This is a genomic window from Kribbella sp. NBC_01484 (assembly GCF_036227145.1).
Lineage (GTDB): Bacteria > Actinomycetota > Actinomycetes > Propionibacteriales > Kribbellaceae > Kribbella.
In genome coordinates, this window is record NZ_CP109437.1 from 4,791,294 (window position 1) to 4,806,358 (window position 15,065).

A 15,065-nucleotide genomic window follows, 5' to 3' on the forward strand; every position below is an offset into this window, starting at 1 on the left:
AGCGCGGTCGGGAGCACTGGAAGGTGGGCCTTGGAGCTGGGCGGCGCGGTGGTGTTGGTGACTGGCGGGTCGGCCGGGATCGGGCGGGCCGTTTGTCTCGAGCTCGCGTCGGCCGGGGCGGTGGTCGTGGTGCACGGGCGCGACGTACGGCGTACGCAGGACGTCGCGGATCAGGTCAACGGCGTTGCGGTGCAGGCCGATCTGCGTGAGTACGGCGCTGTGCAGTCGCTGGCCGGGGAAGCCCTGGCCGCGCATGGACGGCTGGATGTGCTGATCGCGAACGCCGGTCAGGGGTGGTCCGGGCCGTTCGTCGAGATGAGTGACGAGGAGATCGCGGACCTCGTCACCGTGGATCTGACCACCACGATGCGGCTGGCCCGAATGCTGGTGCCGGGGATGGTCGAGCGTCGTACCGGCTGTCTGCTGCTGGTGACGTCCGTCGCGGGGCGGACCGGCGTCGCGGGGGAGGCGGTCTACGCGGCGGCGAAGGCGGGGCTGGACGCGTTCGCGGAGAGTCTGCGGCTGGAGCTGGCCGGGACGGGCGTCCAGGTCGGCGTCGTCGTTCCCGCGGCGGTCGACACCGGCTTCTTCGCCACCCGGGGTCGCGCCTACGACCGGCGCGTACCGCGACCGGTCGAGCCGGCGGCGGTCGCACGAGCCGTCGTCCGTGCGATCGAGCAGGACCGGGCCGAGACGTGGATCCCGCGCTGGATCCGGCTCGCGGCCGTCGTCCGGGCGCTGTTTCCAGCCGGCTTCCGGCGACTCGCCACCCGCTTCGGAGAGTCGATCCGGTCCGGGTGACCGGACTGCTTGTGCTATGACGAATGCGTGGCCGACGGAGGATCGACGCATCGGGCCGCCCGCGCGGGCGTGGTGGTGCCGTCGAGTGACGGCTTCTTCCTGCAGGTAGAAACAGCCGCGGCGCCGCAGCATGTCGGTGGGCTGGTCGTGTTCGAGCCGAGCGAGGGCGACGCGTTGTCGCTCGAGCGGGTGACCGAGCTGGTGAAGGGTGAGCTCGACCGATTGCCCCGATTCCGCCAGCGGTTGGGGCCACGGTCGCGCTGGCGCCGGCAGCGGTGGATCGACGTCGCCGAGATCGACTGGTCGTGGCACGTCAGCGAACGCCGCTCGGCGGACGGTCCGGCCGGCGTACGGCGGATCATCGCCGAGCTGGCCGAGACCCCGATGCCCCGCGACCGTCCGCTGTGGCGACTCGTGATGGTCCGCGACGCGGCGCCGGGAGCTTCGGCGATGATCCTGCTGCTGCACCACGCCGTCGCGGACGGGATCGGCACCGTGATCCAGGCGCTGAACCTGCTCCGGCCGCGGATCGAGCTGCCCGGCCTGCGCAGTCCGGCGCCCGGTCGCGCAAAGTTGCTTGGAGCAACCATCGCCGGACTCGCCCAGCTGGCCACCGACGGCGGAGCGGGAGCACGTCTGGACAGCGGATCGGCACGACGGGAGTTCGCCACGGCCGCTCTCGACCTCTCCGCCGTACGGCGGGCCGCGTCGGATCGGGGTGTCCGGGTGACCGATGTCGTCCTCGGTCTGGTCGCCGAGGCGGTCGCTGCCACCCATACCGAGGTCGCCGCCCGGCTGCGCGGCCGGATGCGGGTTGCGGTGCCGTTGATGGTGCGCGATTCCGGTTCGGCGGCGGAGACCAACGCGACCGCGGCCGTGATGGTCGAGGTGCCGCTGGACGGCCGTCCGTTCGACGAGCTGGTCCTCGAGATCAGCCGGCGCACCGGGCGCTTGCGGACGCCGAGCCGGGCGGTGGCCTCGCGGTTCGTGATGGCGACCGGCCTGCGCGCGTTGCCCGAGCCGCTGGCCGGGTGGTTCGCGCGGACCGTCTACGGGCGCCGGTTCTTCCACGCCATCGTGTCGAACATGCCCGGCTCGACGCTGCCCCTGTCGATGGACGGGATCACGATCGCGTCGGTCTACCCGATCCTGCCGCTGGCGCCCGGGTCCCCGATCGCCGCGGGCGCGCTGAGCTGGGCCGGCTCGCTCGGGATCGGTCTGGCCACCGATCCGGCGGTCTTCGACGCGGACGTCCTCGCCGCCCGGATGGCGCACGTCCTGAACGTCTCACCGCATCGGCCACACGAGCGCGAGGAAGAGACGCGCGCGTGACCGCGGCGAGTCCAGCTGATCGCCGAACCGTTCGCGCAGCTGGGCGACCCGGTAGCGCACGGTCTGCGGGTGGATGTGCAGTTCCTCGGCGATCGCCGTCCGGTCGCCCATGTGCCGCAGCCAGGCGGTGAGGGTCTCGATCAGCCGTTCCCGGGCGCCGGCCGGGAGGTCGTCGAGCGGCGCGAGCAACTGCTCGCGGAGGAATCCCATCAGGCGTTCGTCGCGATGGACGATGATCGTGTCGAGATGCTCGTCGGCGAACACCGGGTCGTCGGTGAGAATGCCTTGCTGCTTGAGCCGTACGGCGATCTGCGCGATCGTGACGCTGCGCGGCAGGTACTCCAGCGGCACGGTGTGGCCGACCACCGCGTTCGCTCCCCGGAGGGCGCGCCGCAGTTGCTCCCGGCGGCCGGACAGGCCGGGATCGGGGACGATGAGGCCGGACAGTTGTTCGTGCCGCACCGGCAGCGATCCCGCGTCCACGTGGGACAGCACCCGCCGTGCGACGTCGGCGTTCGCGTCCACCAGGACGACGGCCCCGGTCGTGGGCAGCGGCCAGTTCGCCCGCGCGGCCGCCTCCCGGATCGCGGTCATGCCCGAGCGATCGGACAGCAGCAGGTCGGCCAGTTCCTCGCGGCTACGTTCCCGGGCCGAGGCGTCCTCGCCCTGTTCCAGGACGTAGCCGCGCGCGGACGCCGACGAGAGCTGGTTGATGAAGTCGAAGACGGCTTCGGCGAGCGCGGCCAGCACGTCCGGCCGGACCTCGAGGGCCAGCGCGGTGGCAGAGACATGCCGCCAGGCGGTCCGGGCGCCGAGCTGGTAGGCGGTGAGTAGGCGGGTCAGATCCTCGCCGGCCTGCCACTGGCGGCGGCCGATCTGCTCGAACACGATCTGGATCGTCTGCGCGCCTTCGAGCCGGTCGATCCGGGACGCCGACCGGCCGTGCTCGGCCATGTCGAGGAGCCGATGGACGAACAGCTCGGCGGCCTGCTGCATGCCGTCCGGGTTCTGGTCGAGGAACGCGGCGTACTCCGGCCAGCCGTCGGCGAGCAGATCCCGCACCTCGGCGATCAGCTCCGGCAGCCGGCTGTCGAGGGCAAGCTCCAGTTGCGCCCGGCCCTGCGCCGCGTCCGTGGTCATCTGCTGTCTCGTGTGCCCCCTCGCACCCTCGCGCCGATGTCGCCGACCGACCGTTCCTGCTGCGAGTCCGAACGGGCGGCCCTGCTCCGGATTGTACGGTCGTGACAATTTTCAGGTCCAGGAATCACTCCGGCGGCGGCAGACCTGGCGATCCGGACGGACCGAAGATGGCTGATATGGCGAGCTCGCGTCCCCGGCCGTCCCGCACTTCCCCGTCAAGCGGCGAGGAAGCGCTCCGTACTCGCGAGAACGCCGAGAACTTCCCCGTCGCCCTGCGCTTCCTGCCGCGCCGGCATCGTGACCACCTGCACGCGATCTACGGCTATGCCCGGATGGTCGACGAGATCGGCGACACGTTCACCGGTGACCGGACGGCCCGGCTGCACGAGCTGGCCGCGGACCTCGGCACGATCTGGTCGGGCGGTCAGCCGTCGGACGCCGTACTGCGGAGGCTGGCCCCGACTGTGCACGCCCGACGGATGTCGGCCGAGCCGTTCGAGCGGCTGATCGAGGCGAACCTGCAGGACCAGGTGGTGTCGCGTTACGAGACCTTCGACGACCTCCGCCGGTACTGCGCCCTGTCGGCCGAACCAGTCGGCCGGATGGTGCTGGAGATCTTCGGGCAGGCGACCCCGGAGACCATCGCGCGATCCGACCAGGTGTGCACCGCGCTGCAACTGCTCGAGCACTGGCAGGACGTCGGTGAGGACAGGCGGGCCGGTCGCGTGTATCTGCCCCAGGAAGATCTGCGCCGGTACGGCGTCGCCGAGAACGACCTCGATCAGCAGAGCGCGGGTCCACAACTTCGAGAGTTGATGCGGTTCGAGATCGAGCGGGCCGCCGGTCTGCTCGCTGAAGGGACGGCGATCGTGCGGCAACTGCAGGGATGGGGCAAGGTCAGCGTGGCCGGTTTCGTGGCCGGAGGACAGGCCACCGTGTCGGCGCTGACGCAGACCGAGGGCGACGTGCTCGCCCGATCCGCCCGGCCGTCGCGCCGTACGACGGCGATCCGCGCCGTCGGCCTGCTGGCGAGCCGGCGGTCGGTGCGATGAGCACGATCGAGCAGGCGTACGCCACCTGCGAGCAGATCACCCGAACCGAAGCCGGCAACTTCTACTACGGCATCCGTCTGCTGCCGCCGGACAAGCGCACGGCGCTCTGTGCGATCTACGCGCTCGCGCGCCGGATCGACGACATCGGGGACGGCGACGACGCGACCGCGGACAAGGAGACAGCCCTCGCCGGGGTCCGCAAGGACCTTGGCAGGCTGGCCGACAGCAGCGACCCGGTGCTGGCCGCGGTGAACGATTCCGCCCGCCGATTCCCGGTGCCGTTGGGCGCGTTCGAGGAACTCATCGACGGTGTCCAGCTGGACCTGGGCGACGTCCGGATCGCCGACTTCGACGAACTCGTCGTGTACTGCCGGCACGTCGCGGGGTCGGTCGGCCGGCTGTGCCTGTCGATCTTCGGCAGCAGCACCACCGACCCGAGGACGTCCCTGTACGCCGACCAGCTCGGGATCGCCCTGCAGCAGACCAACATCCTGCGCGACATCCGCGAAGATCTCGGCAACGGCCGCGTCTACCTCCCGCAGGACGAGCTCGCTCGGTACGGCGTGGACCTGCGCGTCGACGACCTCGGCACGCTGGAGGACCCGGCCGGCCGGCTCGCCGCCTACATCCGGTACGCCGCCGGTCGCGCCGGCGACTGGTATTCGCTCGGCCTGCGGCTCGTCCCGCACCTCGACCGGCGCAGCGCGGCGTGCTGCCGGGCGATGGCCGGCATCTATCACCATCTGCTGGGCCGGATCGCCGGCGATCCGGTTCTCGTCTACGACCAGCGGCTGTCGCTGAGCGTCGCCCAGAAGGCGCGCGTCGCCGTGACCGCCCTGGCCGGAGGAGGACGGCGATGACCGCCCGGCGCGTCGGAGTGGTCGGCGGTGGCCTGGCGGGCCTCACCGCGGCACTGCGATGCGCCGACGAAGGCTTCGCGGTCACGTTGTTCGAAGCACGTCCCCGGCTGGGTGGTCTCACGCACTCGTTCCTGCGCGACGGACTGTGGATCGACAACGGCCAACACGTGTTCTTGCGGTGTTGCACTGCGTACCAGGGATTTCTGGAGCGGCTGGGCGTCTCTGACCGGGTGACGGTGCAGGACCGGCTCGACGTACCGGTTCGCAGTGAGCTCGATGCACGGGCCGGGCGACTTCGCCGGACGGGATTGCCTGCGCCTCTTCACCTGGGGTCGACCTTGGCGCGGTATCGGTGGTTGAGCCCGGCAGCTCGGGCGCGGGTCGTGCGCGGGGCGCTGGCGCTGGGCCGGGTGGATCGCACGGATCCCGAGGTCGATCGGCAGTCCTTCGGAGATTGGCTCACCGCGCACGGGCAGGATCAGCGGGCCATCGAGACCGTCTGGGACCTCATCGGCATCGCGACCCTGAATGCTCCGGCCGAGCGGGCTTCCCTGGCGCTGGCCGCGACGGTCTTCCAACTCGGGCTGCTGGAGTCCGCCGCGGCGGCGGACATCGGCTGGTCGCTGGTGCCGCTGCAGGAACTGCACGGCGACGCGGCGGCGCGTGCGCTGACGGCTGCGCGAGTGACCGTGCGGACCCGATCCAAGGTCCGTGACGTCGTACCGGCAGGCAACGGCTGGACCGTTGACGGTGCTGCGTTCGACGACGTCGTACTCGCGGTTCCGCCGGCGGCTGCGGAGACGCTCGTGCCGGCCGGAGCGGTCGAGCTTGAGTCGGGGTGGGCGGAGGAGCTGGGCAGTACGCCGATCGTGAACCTGCACGTCATCTATGACCGGGTCGTGCTCGACGAGCCGTTCTTCGCGGCTGTCGACAGCCCGCTGCAGTGGGTGTTCGACCGCACCCGTCAGGCCGGACTCAGCCGAGGACAGTACATCGCCGTGTCGCTGTCGGCGGCCGACGACCTCATCGACACACCGGTCCCGGAGCTGCGTGACCGCTTGCTGCCGCATCTGGAGCGACTGCTGCGGATCACCGACGCGCGGGTGCTGGAGTTCTTCGTCACCCGGGAGCGGCAGGCCACGTTCCGGCAGCGGCCGGGCACCTCCAGCCTGCGCGCATCGGCGCGTACGGCGCTGCCCGGTCTCTACCTCGCCGGTGCGTGGACCGACACCGGCTGGCCCGCAACCATGGAGGGCGCCGTCCGCAGCGGTGAGGCCGCAGTGGCCGCACTGCTCGAACGACGCCCCGCAGAACGTCGGGAGGCAGTGATATGACGATCACCGCGGAAACCCTCGACCGCAGTCGTGGCATGGTCGCACCGGCCTTGCGCCTGGCCGTCGAGCGCCTCGATCCGTTCACCCGGCTGGTCGTCTCGTACCACCTCGGCTGGTCCGACGAGTACGGGACGCCGACTGTGGCGAACCCGGGCAAGACCCTGCGGCCGGCACTCGCGCTGCTCGCCGCCGAAGCGGTCACCGGCCGGCCCGAGCCGGGGTTGCCGGGCGCGGTCGCGGTCGAGCTCGTCCACAACTTCTCCTTGCTGCACGACGATCTGATGGATCGCGACACCGAACGCCGCCATCGCCGGACCGTGTGGGCAGTCTGGGGCGATGCGACCGCCGTACTGGCTGGTGACGCGCTCCTGTCCCTGGCCCACGAGATATTGACCGAGGGTGAGTCTCCGGACGGTCAAGCAGCCGGCCGGGCGCTGGCGATCGCGACCCGGGAGTTGATTCGCGGGCAGGTGCTGGATCTGGCCTTCGAGCAACGCAACGACGTGACGCTGGACGAGTGCCTCGACATGGCAGCGGGCAAGACCGGAGCTCTGCTCGGGGTCAGCGCCGCGATCGGCGCGATCCTGGTCGGTGCGCCGCAGGTCGTGGTCGGCGGGTTGTCCAGGTTCGGTGCCGAGCTCGGGATGGCGTTCCAGCTCGTCGACGACCTGCTCGGGATCTGGGGATCGCCGGAGGTCACGGGCAAGCCGGTGTTCTCCGATCTGATCGCGCGTAAGAAGACCTTGCCGGTCACCTGGTCGCTCGATCACGGTGGCGACGCCGGGCGGGAGCTGGCCGCCTGGCTGTGTCGCGACGGCAGTCCGACGGAGGACGAGCTCCGGTACGCCGCCCAGCTGATCGAGCGGGCCGGTGGCCGGGACTGGGCCGTCCAGGAGGCGCGGGACCGCATCGGTCTGGCCGAGCAGGCTCTCGACGGCACCGAGCTCGACGACATCGCCCGCAATCGGCTCGGTGAGCTCGCCCGCTTCGTGATCGAGCGGCAGTCATGACCGCTGGCGAACGCGTCGATCCAGTCATCGGTACGACGGCCGGCGTACGGACTGCCCTTGACGCGGCCGTGGAACACCTGCGCGCGCGCCAGCACGAGGACGGCTGGTGGAAGGGCCTGCTCGCGACCAACGTGACGATGGACGCCGAGGATCTGATGCTGCGGACGTTCCTCGGCATCGCCACGCCGCGGACGAACGAGGAGACAGCTCGCTGGATTCGTTCCCAGCAACGGGCCGACGGTTCGTGGGCGACGTTCCACGGCGGCCCGGGCGATCTGTCGACCACGGTCGAGGCTTGGGTTGCCCTGCGTTTCGCCGGTGATCAGCCCGATACCCCGCAGCTGCGTAGGGCTGCCGAGTTCGTGAAGACCGAGGGCGGGGTCGAGCGGGCTCGCGTATTCACCCACATCTGGCTTGCGCTGTTCGGCTTGTGGAGTTGGGACGACTGTCCGGCGCTCCCGCCGGAGATCATGTACCTGCCGGCGTGGGCGCCGCTCAACATCTACAACTGGGGTTGCTGGGCTCGGCAGACGATCGTGCCGCTCACCATCGTGAGCGCCCTCGAGCCCGTGCATCCGGTGGATTTCGGCATCGCCGAGTTGAAGACCGGGACTCCGCCGCCGCCACGGCAACCGGCGTACAGCATCTCTGGGTTCTTCGAGCGCCTCGACACCGTGCTGCACGGCTATCGTCGCCGACCGCTCAAACGCCTGCGGCAGAAGGCGATGCGCCTCGCCGTCGAGTGGATCCTGGCGCGCCAGGAGGCCGACGGCGGCTGGGGCGGCATCCAGCCGCCGTGGGTGTATTCGCTCATCGCACTGCACCTGATGGGCTATCCGCTCGATCATCCCGCCGTGCGCGCCGGTATCGAAGGGCTCGACGGGTTCACCGTCCGTGCCTCCTCGCCCGACGGCCCGGTCCGGTGGCTGGAGGCCTGCCAGTCGCCGGTGTGGGACACGGGGCTTGCTCTTGCTGCGTTGCTGGACGCGGGTGTTCCGGCCGACGATCCGGCTGTCCTCAAGGCGACCGATTGGTTGCTGGGCGAAGAGATCCGGGCCGGAGGTGATTGGCAGGTGCGCCGGCCTGAGCTGCCCTCGGGCGGCTGGGCCTTCGAGTTTGCCAATGACAACTATCCCGACACCGACGACACCGCCGAGATCGTGCTTGCGCTGCGCCGCGTGCGTCATCCGGATCCTGCCCGGGTGCGGGCCGTGATCGATCGTGCGGTGGTGTGGACGACCGGGATGCAGTCGCGCGACGGCGGGTGGGGTGCGTTCGACGCCGACAACACCCACACACTGGCGAACGCGTTGCCCTTCTGCGATTTCGGCGCCGTCATCGATCCACCGTCGGCCGACGTCACCGCCCATGTGGTCGAGATGCTCGCGGCCGAAGGTCGTACGGATGAGGAGCCGTGCCGTCGCGGCGTACGGTGGCTGCTCGACGCGCAGGAGGCCGACGGCTCGTGGTTCGGCCGCTGGGGCGCCAATCATGTCTACGGCACGGGTGCTGTCGTCCCGGCCCTGATCGCCGCGGGCATGTCCGACGGCGCGCCCGCCGTCCGAGCGGCGTTCCGCTGGCTGGAGGATCACCAGAACGACGACGGCGGCTGGGGCGAGGACCTCCGCTCGTACGACGATCCCGCCTGGATCGGCCGGGGTGAGTCGACCGCTTCGCAGACGGCATGGGCGCTGCTCGCGCTACTTGCCGCGGGCGAGCATTCGGCCGCGGTCGACGGAGGCGTCGAGTATCTCGTCCGTACCCAGCGCGCGGACGGCGGCTGGGACGAGGACCTCTACACCGGCACTGGCTTCCCCGGCGACTTCTACATCAACTACGAGATCTACCGGCTGGTCTTCCCGATCTGGGCGCTCGGCCGCTACGTCGCGCGGAGCACCCGATGACCGGAATCGTCAGTACGCCGTTGTGGTCCGAGTGGCTCGCACTCCACGACCGGCTCACGGCCGACGTCGTACGCACCGGACGTTCGTCCAGCGGCGGTCTGACCGATGGGCAGCCAGTCCTGGTCGCCGGCGTGGCCGGTGCTCTCGGCAACGAACTCCGGCCGGGCGACCTGGTCGTCGCGGACGAGATCCGGGGCGACGCCGAACCCCTGCCCAGTCACGTGTCCCCGCTGCTCGTGGGTGCGTTGCGGCGGGCCGGTGTCCGGGTCCACCACGGGCCGATCGTGACGACCCGGCGAATCGTCGACGCGCCGGATGCTCGCCGTACACTCGCAGCAACCGGAGCCTTGGCGGCCGACACCGAATCCGCACTGGTCGCCGCGGCCGCACCGCCAGGACAGGCGGCGGTGGTCCGTGCCGTCGTCGACACGCCGGACCATCGCCTGCTCCGTCCGGGGACGCTCGTGCGGGGGCCGAAGGCCTTGTGGGCCCTGCGTCGCGCCGCTCCCGTCATCGACGCCTGGGCGGCCGCGACCGGCGATCGCGAGGTCCTGCTCGCCGGCCCGAGATCCGTCTGCGCGGGCGTCGAGCGCGCCATCGAGATCGTGGAACGTGCGCTGGTGAAGTACGGCCCGCCGGTGTACGTCCGCCGGCAGATCGTGCACAACAGCCACGTCGTGCGTGAACTGGAGCGACGCGGCGCGGTCTTCGTCGAGGAGGTCGCCGAGGTTCCCGAGGGCAGCGTCACGGTGCTCGCCGCCCACGGCGTCGCCCCGCAGGTCCGGACCGACGCCGCGGCCCGCAACCTCCGGGTGATCGACGCCACCTGCCCGCTGGTCGCGAAGGTGCACAGCGAGGTACGCCGCTTTGTTGCTCGGGGCAACACGGTGTTCCTGATCGGGCACCGTGATCACGAGGAGGTCGTCGGCACCCAGGGTGAGGCGCCCGGCCAGGTGGTCGTGGTGGCCGATCCGGACGAGGCCGGGCGGGTGCGCGTCGCCGATCCGCGGCGGGTCTCCTACGTCATGCAGACCACCCTCGCCGTCGACGAGGCCGAGCAGACGGCGGCCGTTCTCCGGGATCGCTTCCCCGCGCTCGGCGGCCCGCGCAGCGACGACATCTGCTACGCCACCACGAACCGGCAGCAGGCCGTCCGAGCCGTCGCCCGGGAGGCCGACCTCGTGCTCGTCCTCGGATCGGCGAACTCCTCCAACTCCCACCGGCTCGCGGAGGTCGCGGCGGCCGATGGGGTCCCGGCGTACCTCGTCGACGATGCGAGCGCCGTCGACCTGCGCTGGTTGCGCGGCGTCCGCCGGATCGGCGTCACCGCGGGAGCATCCGCACCACCTCAGCTTGTCGACGATCTGGTCCGCTGCCTGTCCGGTCTCGGCCGGGTCGCGGTCACCGAGATCAGCGTCGCCGACGAGGACATCCGATTCACCCTGCCCAGGGAGGTGAGCTGACCGTGGCCATGCCACTGCGTCAGTCGATCCGCCTCGGTGGTTATCTGCTCAGGCAGAAGCTGCTGCGACGGGAGAAGTTCGCACTGCTGGTCGAGCTCGAGCCGTTGTTCGCCTGCAATCTGGCCTGCGCCGGCTGCGGCAAGATCCAGCATCCCGCCTCGGTCCTCAAGCAGCGGATGCCGGTCGAGCAGGCGGTCGCCGCGATCGAGGAGAGCGGCGCACCGATGGTGTCGATCGCCGGCGGCGAGCCGTTGATGCACAAGCAGATCGACGAGATCGTCCGGCAACTGCTGGCCCGCCGGAAGATCGTCTTCCTGTGTACGAACGCCTTGCTGCTGCCCAAGCACCTGCACAAGTTCACGCCGCACCGCAACTTCGCCTGGATGGTCCACATCGACGGGCTGCGTGAGCGCCACGACGCGTCGGTCTGCAAGGACGGCGTGTTCGACGAGGCGGTCGCCGCGATCAAGCAGGCCCAGGCGGCCGGGTTCCGGGTGATGACCAACACCACGTTCTTCGACACGGACACGCCGCAGGACGTGATCGACGTACTGGACTATCTGAACGACGAGCTCGGCGTCGACAACATGCAGATCTCGCCCGGGTTCGCGTACGAGAAGGCGCCGGACCAGGAGCACTGGCTCGGTCCCGAGGAGACCCGGCAGCTGTTCGCGAAGGCGTTCGCCGGTGGCCGCCGGAAGAAGTGGCGGCTGAACCACTCGCCGCTGTTCCTGGACTTCCTCGAGGGCAAGGCCGACTTCGCCTGTACGGCGTGGGCGATCCCGTCGTACTCGCTGAAGGGCTGGCAGCGGCCGTGCTACCTGATGGAGGACGGGTACGTCGGGACGTACAAGGAACTGCTCGAGGACACGGACTGGTCGGCGTACGGCCGGGGCAAGGATCCGCGGTGTGCGAACTGCATGGCGCACTGCGGCTACGAGCCGACCGCGGTGGTCGCGACCATGGGGTCGCTGCGGGAGACCATCCGTGCCGCGGTCGGATCATGAGCGCGCCGGGTGTCGACGAGCGGCCACGCCCCAGCACTCGGCTCCTGGACACGCTGACTTCACCGGCGGATCTCCGGCGGTTACCTGCGACTGAGCTCCGTGGACTTGCCGACGAGATCCGGGCCGAGCTCGTCCGCCTCGTCACCCGGACCGGAGGTCACCTCGGCCCGAACCTCGGTGTCGTCGAGCTGACGATCGCGCTGCACCGGGTCTTCACATCGCCGCAGGACGTCATCGTCTGGGACACCGGTCATCAGTCGTACGTGCACAAGATGCTCACCGGCCGGCTCGGTCGCTTCGACACCCTGCGCCAGGCGGGAGGGCTGTCGGGCTACCCGAGCCGGACCGAGAGCGAGCACGACGTCATCGAGAACTCACACGCCTCGACCGCGCTCTCGTACGCCGACGGCCTGGCGAAGGGGTTCCAGCTCACCGGCTCGCTCGAACGGCGGGTCGTCGCGGTCGTGGGTGATGGTGCGTTGACCGGTGGGATGTGTTGGGAGGCGCTCAACAACATCGCGGCCGCGCCGGACCGGCCGGTCGTGATCGTCCTCAACGACAACGGGCGATCGTACGAACCCACCGCCGGATCGCTGGCCGTCCAGTTGCGCGCGTTGAGTACGGGCACCGCCCGGGGCAACGTCTTCGAGCAGCTTGGTCTGGCCTACCTCGGTCCGGTCGACGGTCACGACACCTTGGCCGTCGAGGCGGCGTTGCGGACCGCCGCCGTCCTCCAGCATCCGGTCGTGGTGCATTGCCTCACCCGCAAGGGCGCCGGCCATGCTGCCGCCGAACTCGACGAGGCCGACCACCATCACACGGTCAACCCGGCGGCTGCCACCAGCCAGGTCCACGGACCCGCCTGGACAGATGTGTTCGGGAAGGAACTGGTGGCGATCGCGGACGAGCGTCCGGACGTGGTCGCCGTGACAGCCGCGATGATGCGGCCTACCGGACTGTTTCCGATGGCGTGCCGGTATCCCTCGCGGGTGTTCGACGTCGGGATCGCCGAGCAGCACGCGGTGACGTCGGCGGTCGGGCTGGCGACCGCTGGGCTGCATCCCGTGGTCGCGATCTACTCGACCTTCCTCAACCGCGCCTTCGACCAGGTCCTGATGGATGCGGCGCTGCACCGGGCGCCGATCACCTTCGTCCTCGACCGCTCCGGCATCACGGGTCCGGACGGTCCGTCGCACCACGGGATGTGGGATCTGGCGCTGTGTGGACTGGTGCCCGGCATGCGGATCGCGGCGCCCAGGGACACCCAGCAGCTGCGGCTCCTCCTGCGGGCTTGCGTCGATCACGAGGCTGGTCCCACCATGCTTCGGTTCCCGCGCGGACGGGGCGGAGCTGTCCTGCGCGCCACCGGCACCATCGGTGCGGCCGAACTGCTGACCGACAATCGGCCGGAGGTCCGCGAGGTGCTGCTGGTGCCTGTTGGTCCGCTGGCGGCGGCAGCAGTGGAGGCGTCGCGCCGGCTGCGGCAGCTGGGCATCCACGCGACCGTCGCCGATCCCCGGTGGATCATCCCGGTCGATCCCGAACTCGTCCGGTTCGCCGGCGAGCACCGCGTGGTGGTGACGATCGAGGACAACACCGTGACCGGTGGTTTCGGGGAAGCGCTCGGACGGGCCTTCCGGCGTACGGCGGCACGACCTGAGCTCATCACGCTCGGGTTACCGGGTGAGTTCGTCGCCGCGGGGGAGCGTGCGGACCTGCTGCACGCGCACGGCCTCGACGCCGACGGCATCACGCACGCGGTCACCCGCCATCTGAGCTAGCGCTGCCCCACCACTGGCGGCTGCGAGACATGGGGGTGTGCATCTAGGGAGGATTTTGTGCCGTTCCGGGGGTAAAACCCTCCCCGGTCCCATGGCCGGACGGTCGCCTTACCGTTCGTCCGGCAGAGTGAGGTGTCCGCGGGCCGCTCCCACCGCGACCCAGGGAACGGCGGACAGGGTGCCGATGCCGAGGATGAGCAACGCCGGCCGTAGCCCGATGGCGGCGCCGAGCAGGCCTCCGAAGAGACCGCCGAGCGGGCCCGGACCCCATTCGACGAGCCGGATCACGGAGCCGACGCGGCCGAGCAGGTGCGGCTCGACGGTGTGTTGCAGCATGGTCGACCGGACGATGATCAGGTAGACGACACCCAGCCCGAGCAGTAGTTGCCCCAGGCCGATGGTCGCGATCACGACGATGGTCGGCCCACCTGCGAGCGGGATCAGCAGATCGCCGCCGAGGAGGACCGCGGCGACGACCGAGGTCCAGGTGGTTCCGAACCGGCGGCTGACCGGAGTCGTGATCACGCCGGCCAGGAGTGGGCCGAGGGAGCCGATCGCGGCGATCACCCCGATCTCGGCCGGCGACAGTCCGAGCTCGCGGACGGCGTACAAGATGTAGAGGGCAAGGACTCCCCAGTGGAAGAAGTCGAGACTGCCCTTGCCGACTGTGATGGCGACGATCCCGGACTGGCGGCGGAACGCTGCGAACCCGGCCCGAACGGACAGACCGAACCGGCTCTTCTCGGCCGTCGGCAGCGGGTCGGGTCCTCGCCCGCAGGCCTGGAGGAAGGCGGCGACGAAGAAGGAGGCACTGTCGACGGCGATCGCGACGGGAGCCGTGAGCAGTTGGACCAGCACGCCGCCGAGCCCCGGCCCGGCGACCGACGTGATCGAGTCGGTCAACGCGATGCTGCTGTTCGCCGCCGTCAACTGCCGCCGATCCTTGACCAGCGCTGGGATGTAGGCCGTGTGGGCGAGGCCGTAAACGAGGGCCAGAGAGCCGACAGCGAAGGTCACGATGTAGAGCTGGGCCATGGTCAGCAGGTCGAAGGCGGCAGCCAACGGAACCGTGCCCATCAGCACGCCCTGCCCGACGTTGCACCAGAACAGCATTCGGCCCCGACGGATGCGGTCGACGAAGACGCCGAGAAGCAACCCGAGCAGCAGACTCGGCAGCGCCTCGAGCGCCGTCAGGATCCCCATCGCGGTCGGTCCGGCGGACAACGTGAGGACGGCGATCAACGGGATCGCGAGCTCGCTGACCTGCGACCCGGCGTTGGAGAGCAGCTGGGCGAACCAGAAGAACGCGAACGGCCGGTTCCGCCGCAGCGGAACCCTGGGGTTGTCGACTGCCACGGACCGCTTCTCACTCCAGACTCAA

Annotated in this window: 12 protein-coding genes; 10 read left to right on the forward strand and 2 right to left on the reverse strand. The window is 70.3% G+C overall.

Annotation, left to right across the window (positions count from 1 at the left end; all coding sequences use genetic code 11):
* Window positions 1-57: 57 nt before the first annotated feature.
* Both OG555_RS23590 and OG555_RS23595 read left to right on the forward strand, forming a co-directional pair.
* Window positions 58-801, forward strand: coding sequence for an SDR family NAD(P)-dependent oxidoreductase (locus OG555_RS23590; RefSeq protein WP_329474698.1), 744 nt, complete (start codon window positions 58-60; stop codon window positions 799-801).
* 27 nt (window positions 802-828) lie between these two features.
* On the forward strand, window positions 829-2,133 hold the full coding sequence (locus tag OG555_RS23595) for a wax ester/triacylglycerol synthase domain-containing protein (protein WP_329474700.1): 1,305 nt from the start codon (window positions 829-831) through the stop codon (window positions 2,131-2,133).
* Here OG555_RS23595 and OG555_RS23600 read toward each other — a convergent pair.
* On the reverse strand, window positions 2,089-3,273 hold the full coding sequence (locus tag OG555_RS23600; RefSeq protein ID WP_329474701.1) for a PucR family transcriptional regulator: 1,185 nt from the start codon (window positions 3,271-3,273) through the stop codon (window positions 2,089-2,091). The genes OG555_RS23595 and OG555_RS23600 overlap by 45 nt on opposite strands.
* Window positions 3,274-3,449: 176 nt before the next feature.
* On the opposite strand from OG555_RS23600, the gene hpnC reads away from it, so the two are divergent.
* From hpnC to OG555_RS23640, 8 genes are read left to right on the forward strand one after another with little or no spacing between them, the layout of a single operon-like run.
* Window positions 3,450-4,325 carry a squalene synthase HpnC gene (gene hpnC / locus OG555_RS23605; protein WP_329474702.1) on the forward strand — a complete coding sequence of 292 codons (876 nt, stop codon included), beginning with the start codon at window positions 3,450-3,452 and terminating at the stop codon, window positions 4,323-4,325.
* Window positions 4,322-5,185, forward strand: a complete 864-nt coding sequence (hpnD, locus tag OG555_RS23610) for a presqualene diphosphate synthase HpnD (RefSeq protein ID WP_329474703.1) — start codon at window positions 4,322-4,324, stop codon at window positions 5,183-5,185. Before hpnC ends, hpnD begins: the two co-directional genes overlap by 4 nt.
* Window positions 5,182-6,519 (forward strand): hydroxysqualene dehydroxylase HpnE, encoded by a 1,338-nt coding sequence (gene hpnE, locus OG555_RS23615; protein WP_329474704.1) that lies wholly within the window; start codon window positions 5,182-5,184, stop codon window positions 6,517-6,519. The genes hpnD and hpnE overlap by 4 nt, the downstream gene beginning before the upstream one ends.
* On the forward strand, window positions 6,516-7,529 hold the full coding sequence (locus OG555_RS23620; protein ID WP_329474705.1) for a polyprenyl synthetase family protein: 1,014 nt from the start codon (window positions 6,516-6,518) through the stop codon (window positions 7,527-7,529). The genes hpnE and OG555_RS23620 overlap by 4 nt, the downstream gene beginning before the upstream one ends.
* Window positions 7,526-9,433 (forward strand): squalene--hopene cyclase, encoded by a 1,908-nt coding sequence (gene shc / locus OG555_RS23625; protein ID WP_329474706.1) that lies wholly within the window; start codon window positions 7,526-7,528, stop codon window positions 9,431-9,433. The genes OG555_RS23620 and shc overlap by 4 nt, the downstream gene beginning before the upstream one ends.
* On the forward strand, window positions 9,430-10,896 hold the full coding sequence (gene ispH / locus OG555_RS23630) for a 4-hydroxy-3-methylbut-2-enyl diphosphate reductase (protein ID WP_329474707.1): 1,467 nt from the start codon (window positions 9,430-9,432) through the stop codon (window positions 10,894-10,896). The genes shc and ispH overlap by 4 nt, the downstream gene beginning before the upstream one ends.
* A gap of 8 nt (window positions 10,897-10,904) precedes the next feature.
* Window positions 10,905-11,903, forward strand: a complete 999-nt coding sequence (gene hpnH, locus OG555_RS23635) for an adenosyl-hopene transferase HpnH (RefSeq protein ID WP_329484860.1) — start codon at window positions 10,905-10,907, stop codon at window positions 11,901-11,903.
* Complete coding sequence (locus tag OG555_RS23640; protein WP_329474708.1) at window positions 11,900-13,684, forward strand: 1-deoxy-D-xylulose-5-phosphate synthase; 1,785 nt, start codon at window positions 11,900-11,902, stop codon at window positions 13,682-13,684. Before hpnH ends, OG555_RS23640 begins: the two co-directional genes overlap by 4 nt.
* A 108-nt stretch (window positions 13,685-13,792) precedes the next feature.
* Here the strand turns inward: OG555_RS23640 and OG555_RS23645 are convergent, their stop codons facing one another.
* Complete coding sequence (locus OG555_RS23645) at window positions 13,793-15,040, reverse strand: MFS transporter (RefSeq protein ID WP_329474709.1); 1,248 nt, start codon at window positions 15,038-15,040, stop codon at window positions 13,793-13,795.
* Window positions 15,041-15,065: the final 25 nt, after the last annotated feature.

Coding starts and splice junctions, on each gene's coding strand:
- OG555_RS23600 (WP_329474701.1), bottom strand. CDS start 3,273: ATGACCACGGACGCGGCGCAGGGCCGGGCGCAACTGGAGCTTGCCCTC.
- ispH (WP_329474707.1), top strand. CDS start 9,430: ATGACCGGAATCGTCAGTACGCCGTTGTGGTCCGAGTGGCTCGCACTC.
- hpnH (WP_329484860.1), top strand. CDS start 10,905: ATGCCACTGCGTCAGTCGATCCGCCTCGGTGGTTATCTGCTCAGGCAG.
- OG555_RS23620 (WP_329474705.1), top strand. CDS start 6,516: ATGACGATCACCGCGGAAACCCTCGACCGCAGTCGTGGCATGGTCGCA.
- hpnD (WP_329474703.1), top strand. CDS start 4,322: ATGAGCACGATCGAGCAGGCGTACGCCACCTGCGAGCAGATCACCCGA.
- hpnE (WP_329474704.1), top strand. CDS start 5,182: ATGACCGCCCGGCGCGTCGGAGTGGTCGGCGGTGGCCTGGCGGGCCTC.
- hpnC (WP_329474702.1), top strand. CDS start 3,450: ATGGCGAGCTCGCGTCCCCGGCCGTCCCGCACTTCCCCGTCAAGCGGC.
- OG555_RS23640 (WP_329474708.1), top strand. CDS start 11,900: ATGAGCGCGCCGGGTGTCGACGAGCGGCCACGCCCCAGCACTCGGCTC.
- shc (WP_329474706.1), top strand. CDS start 7,526: ATGACCGCTGGCGAACGCGTCGATCCAGTCATCGGTACGACGGCCGGC.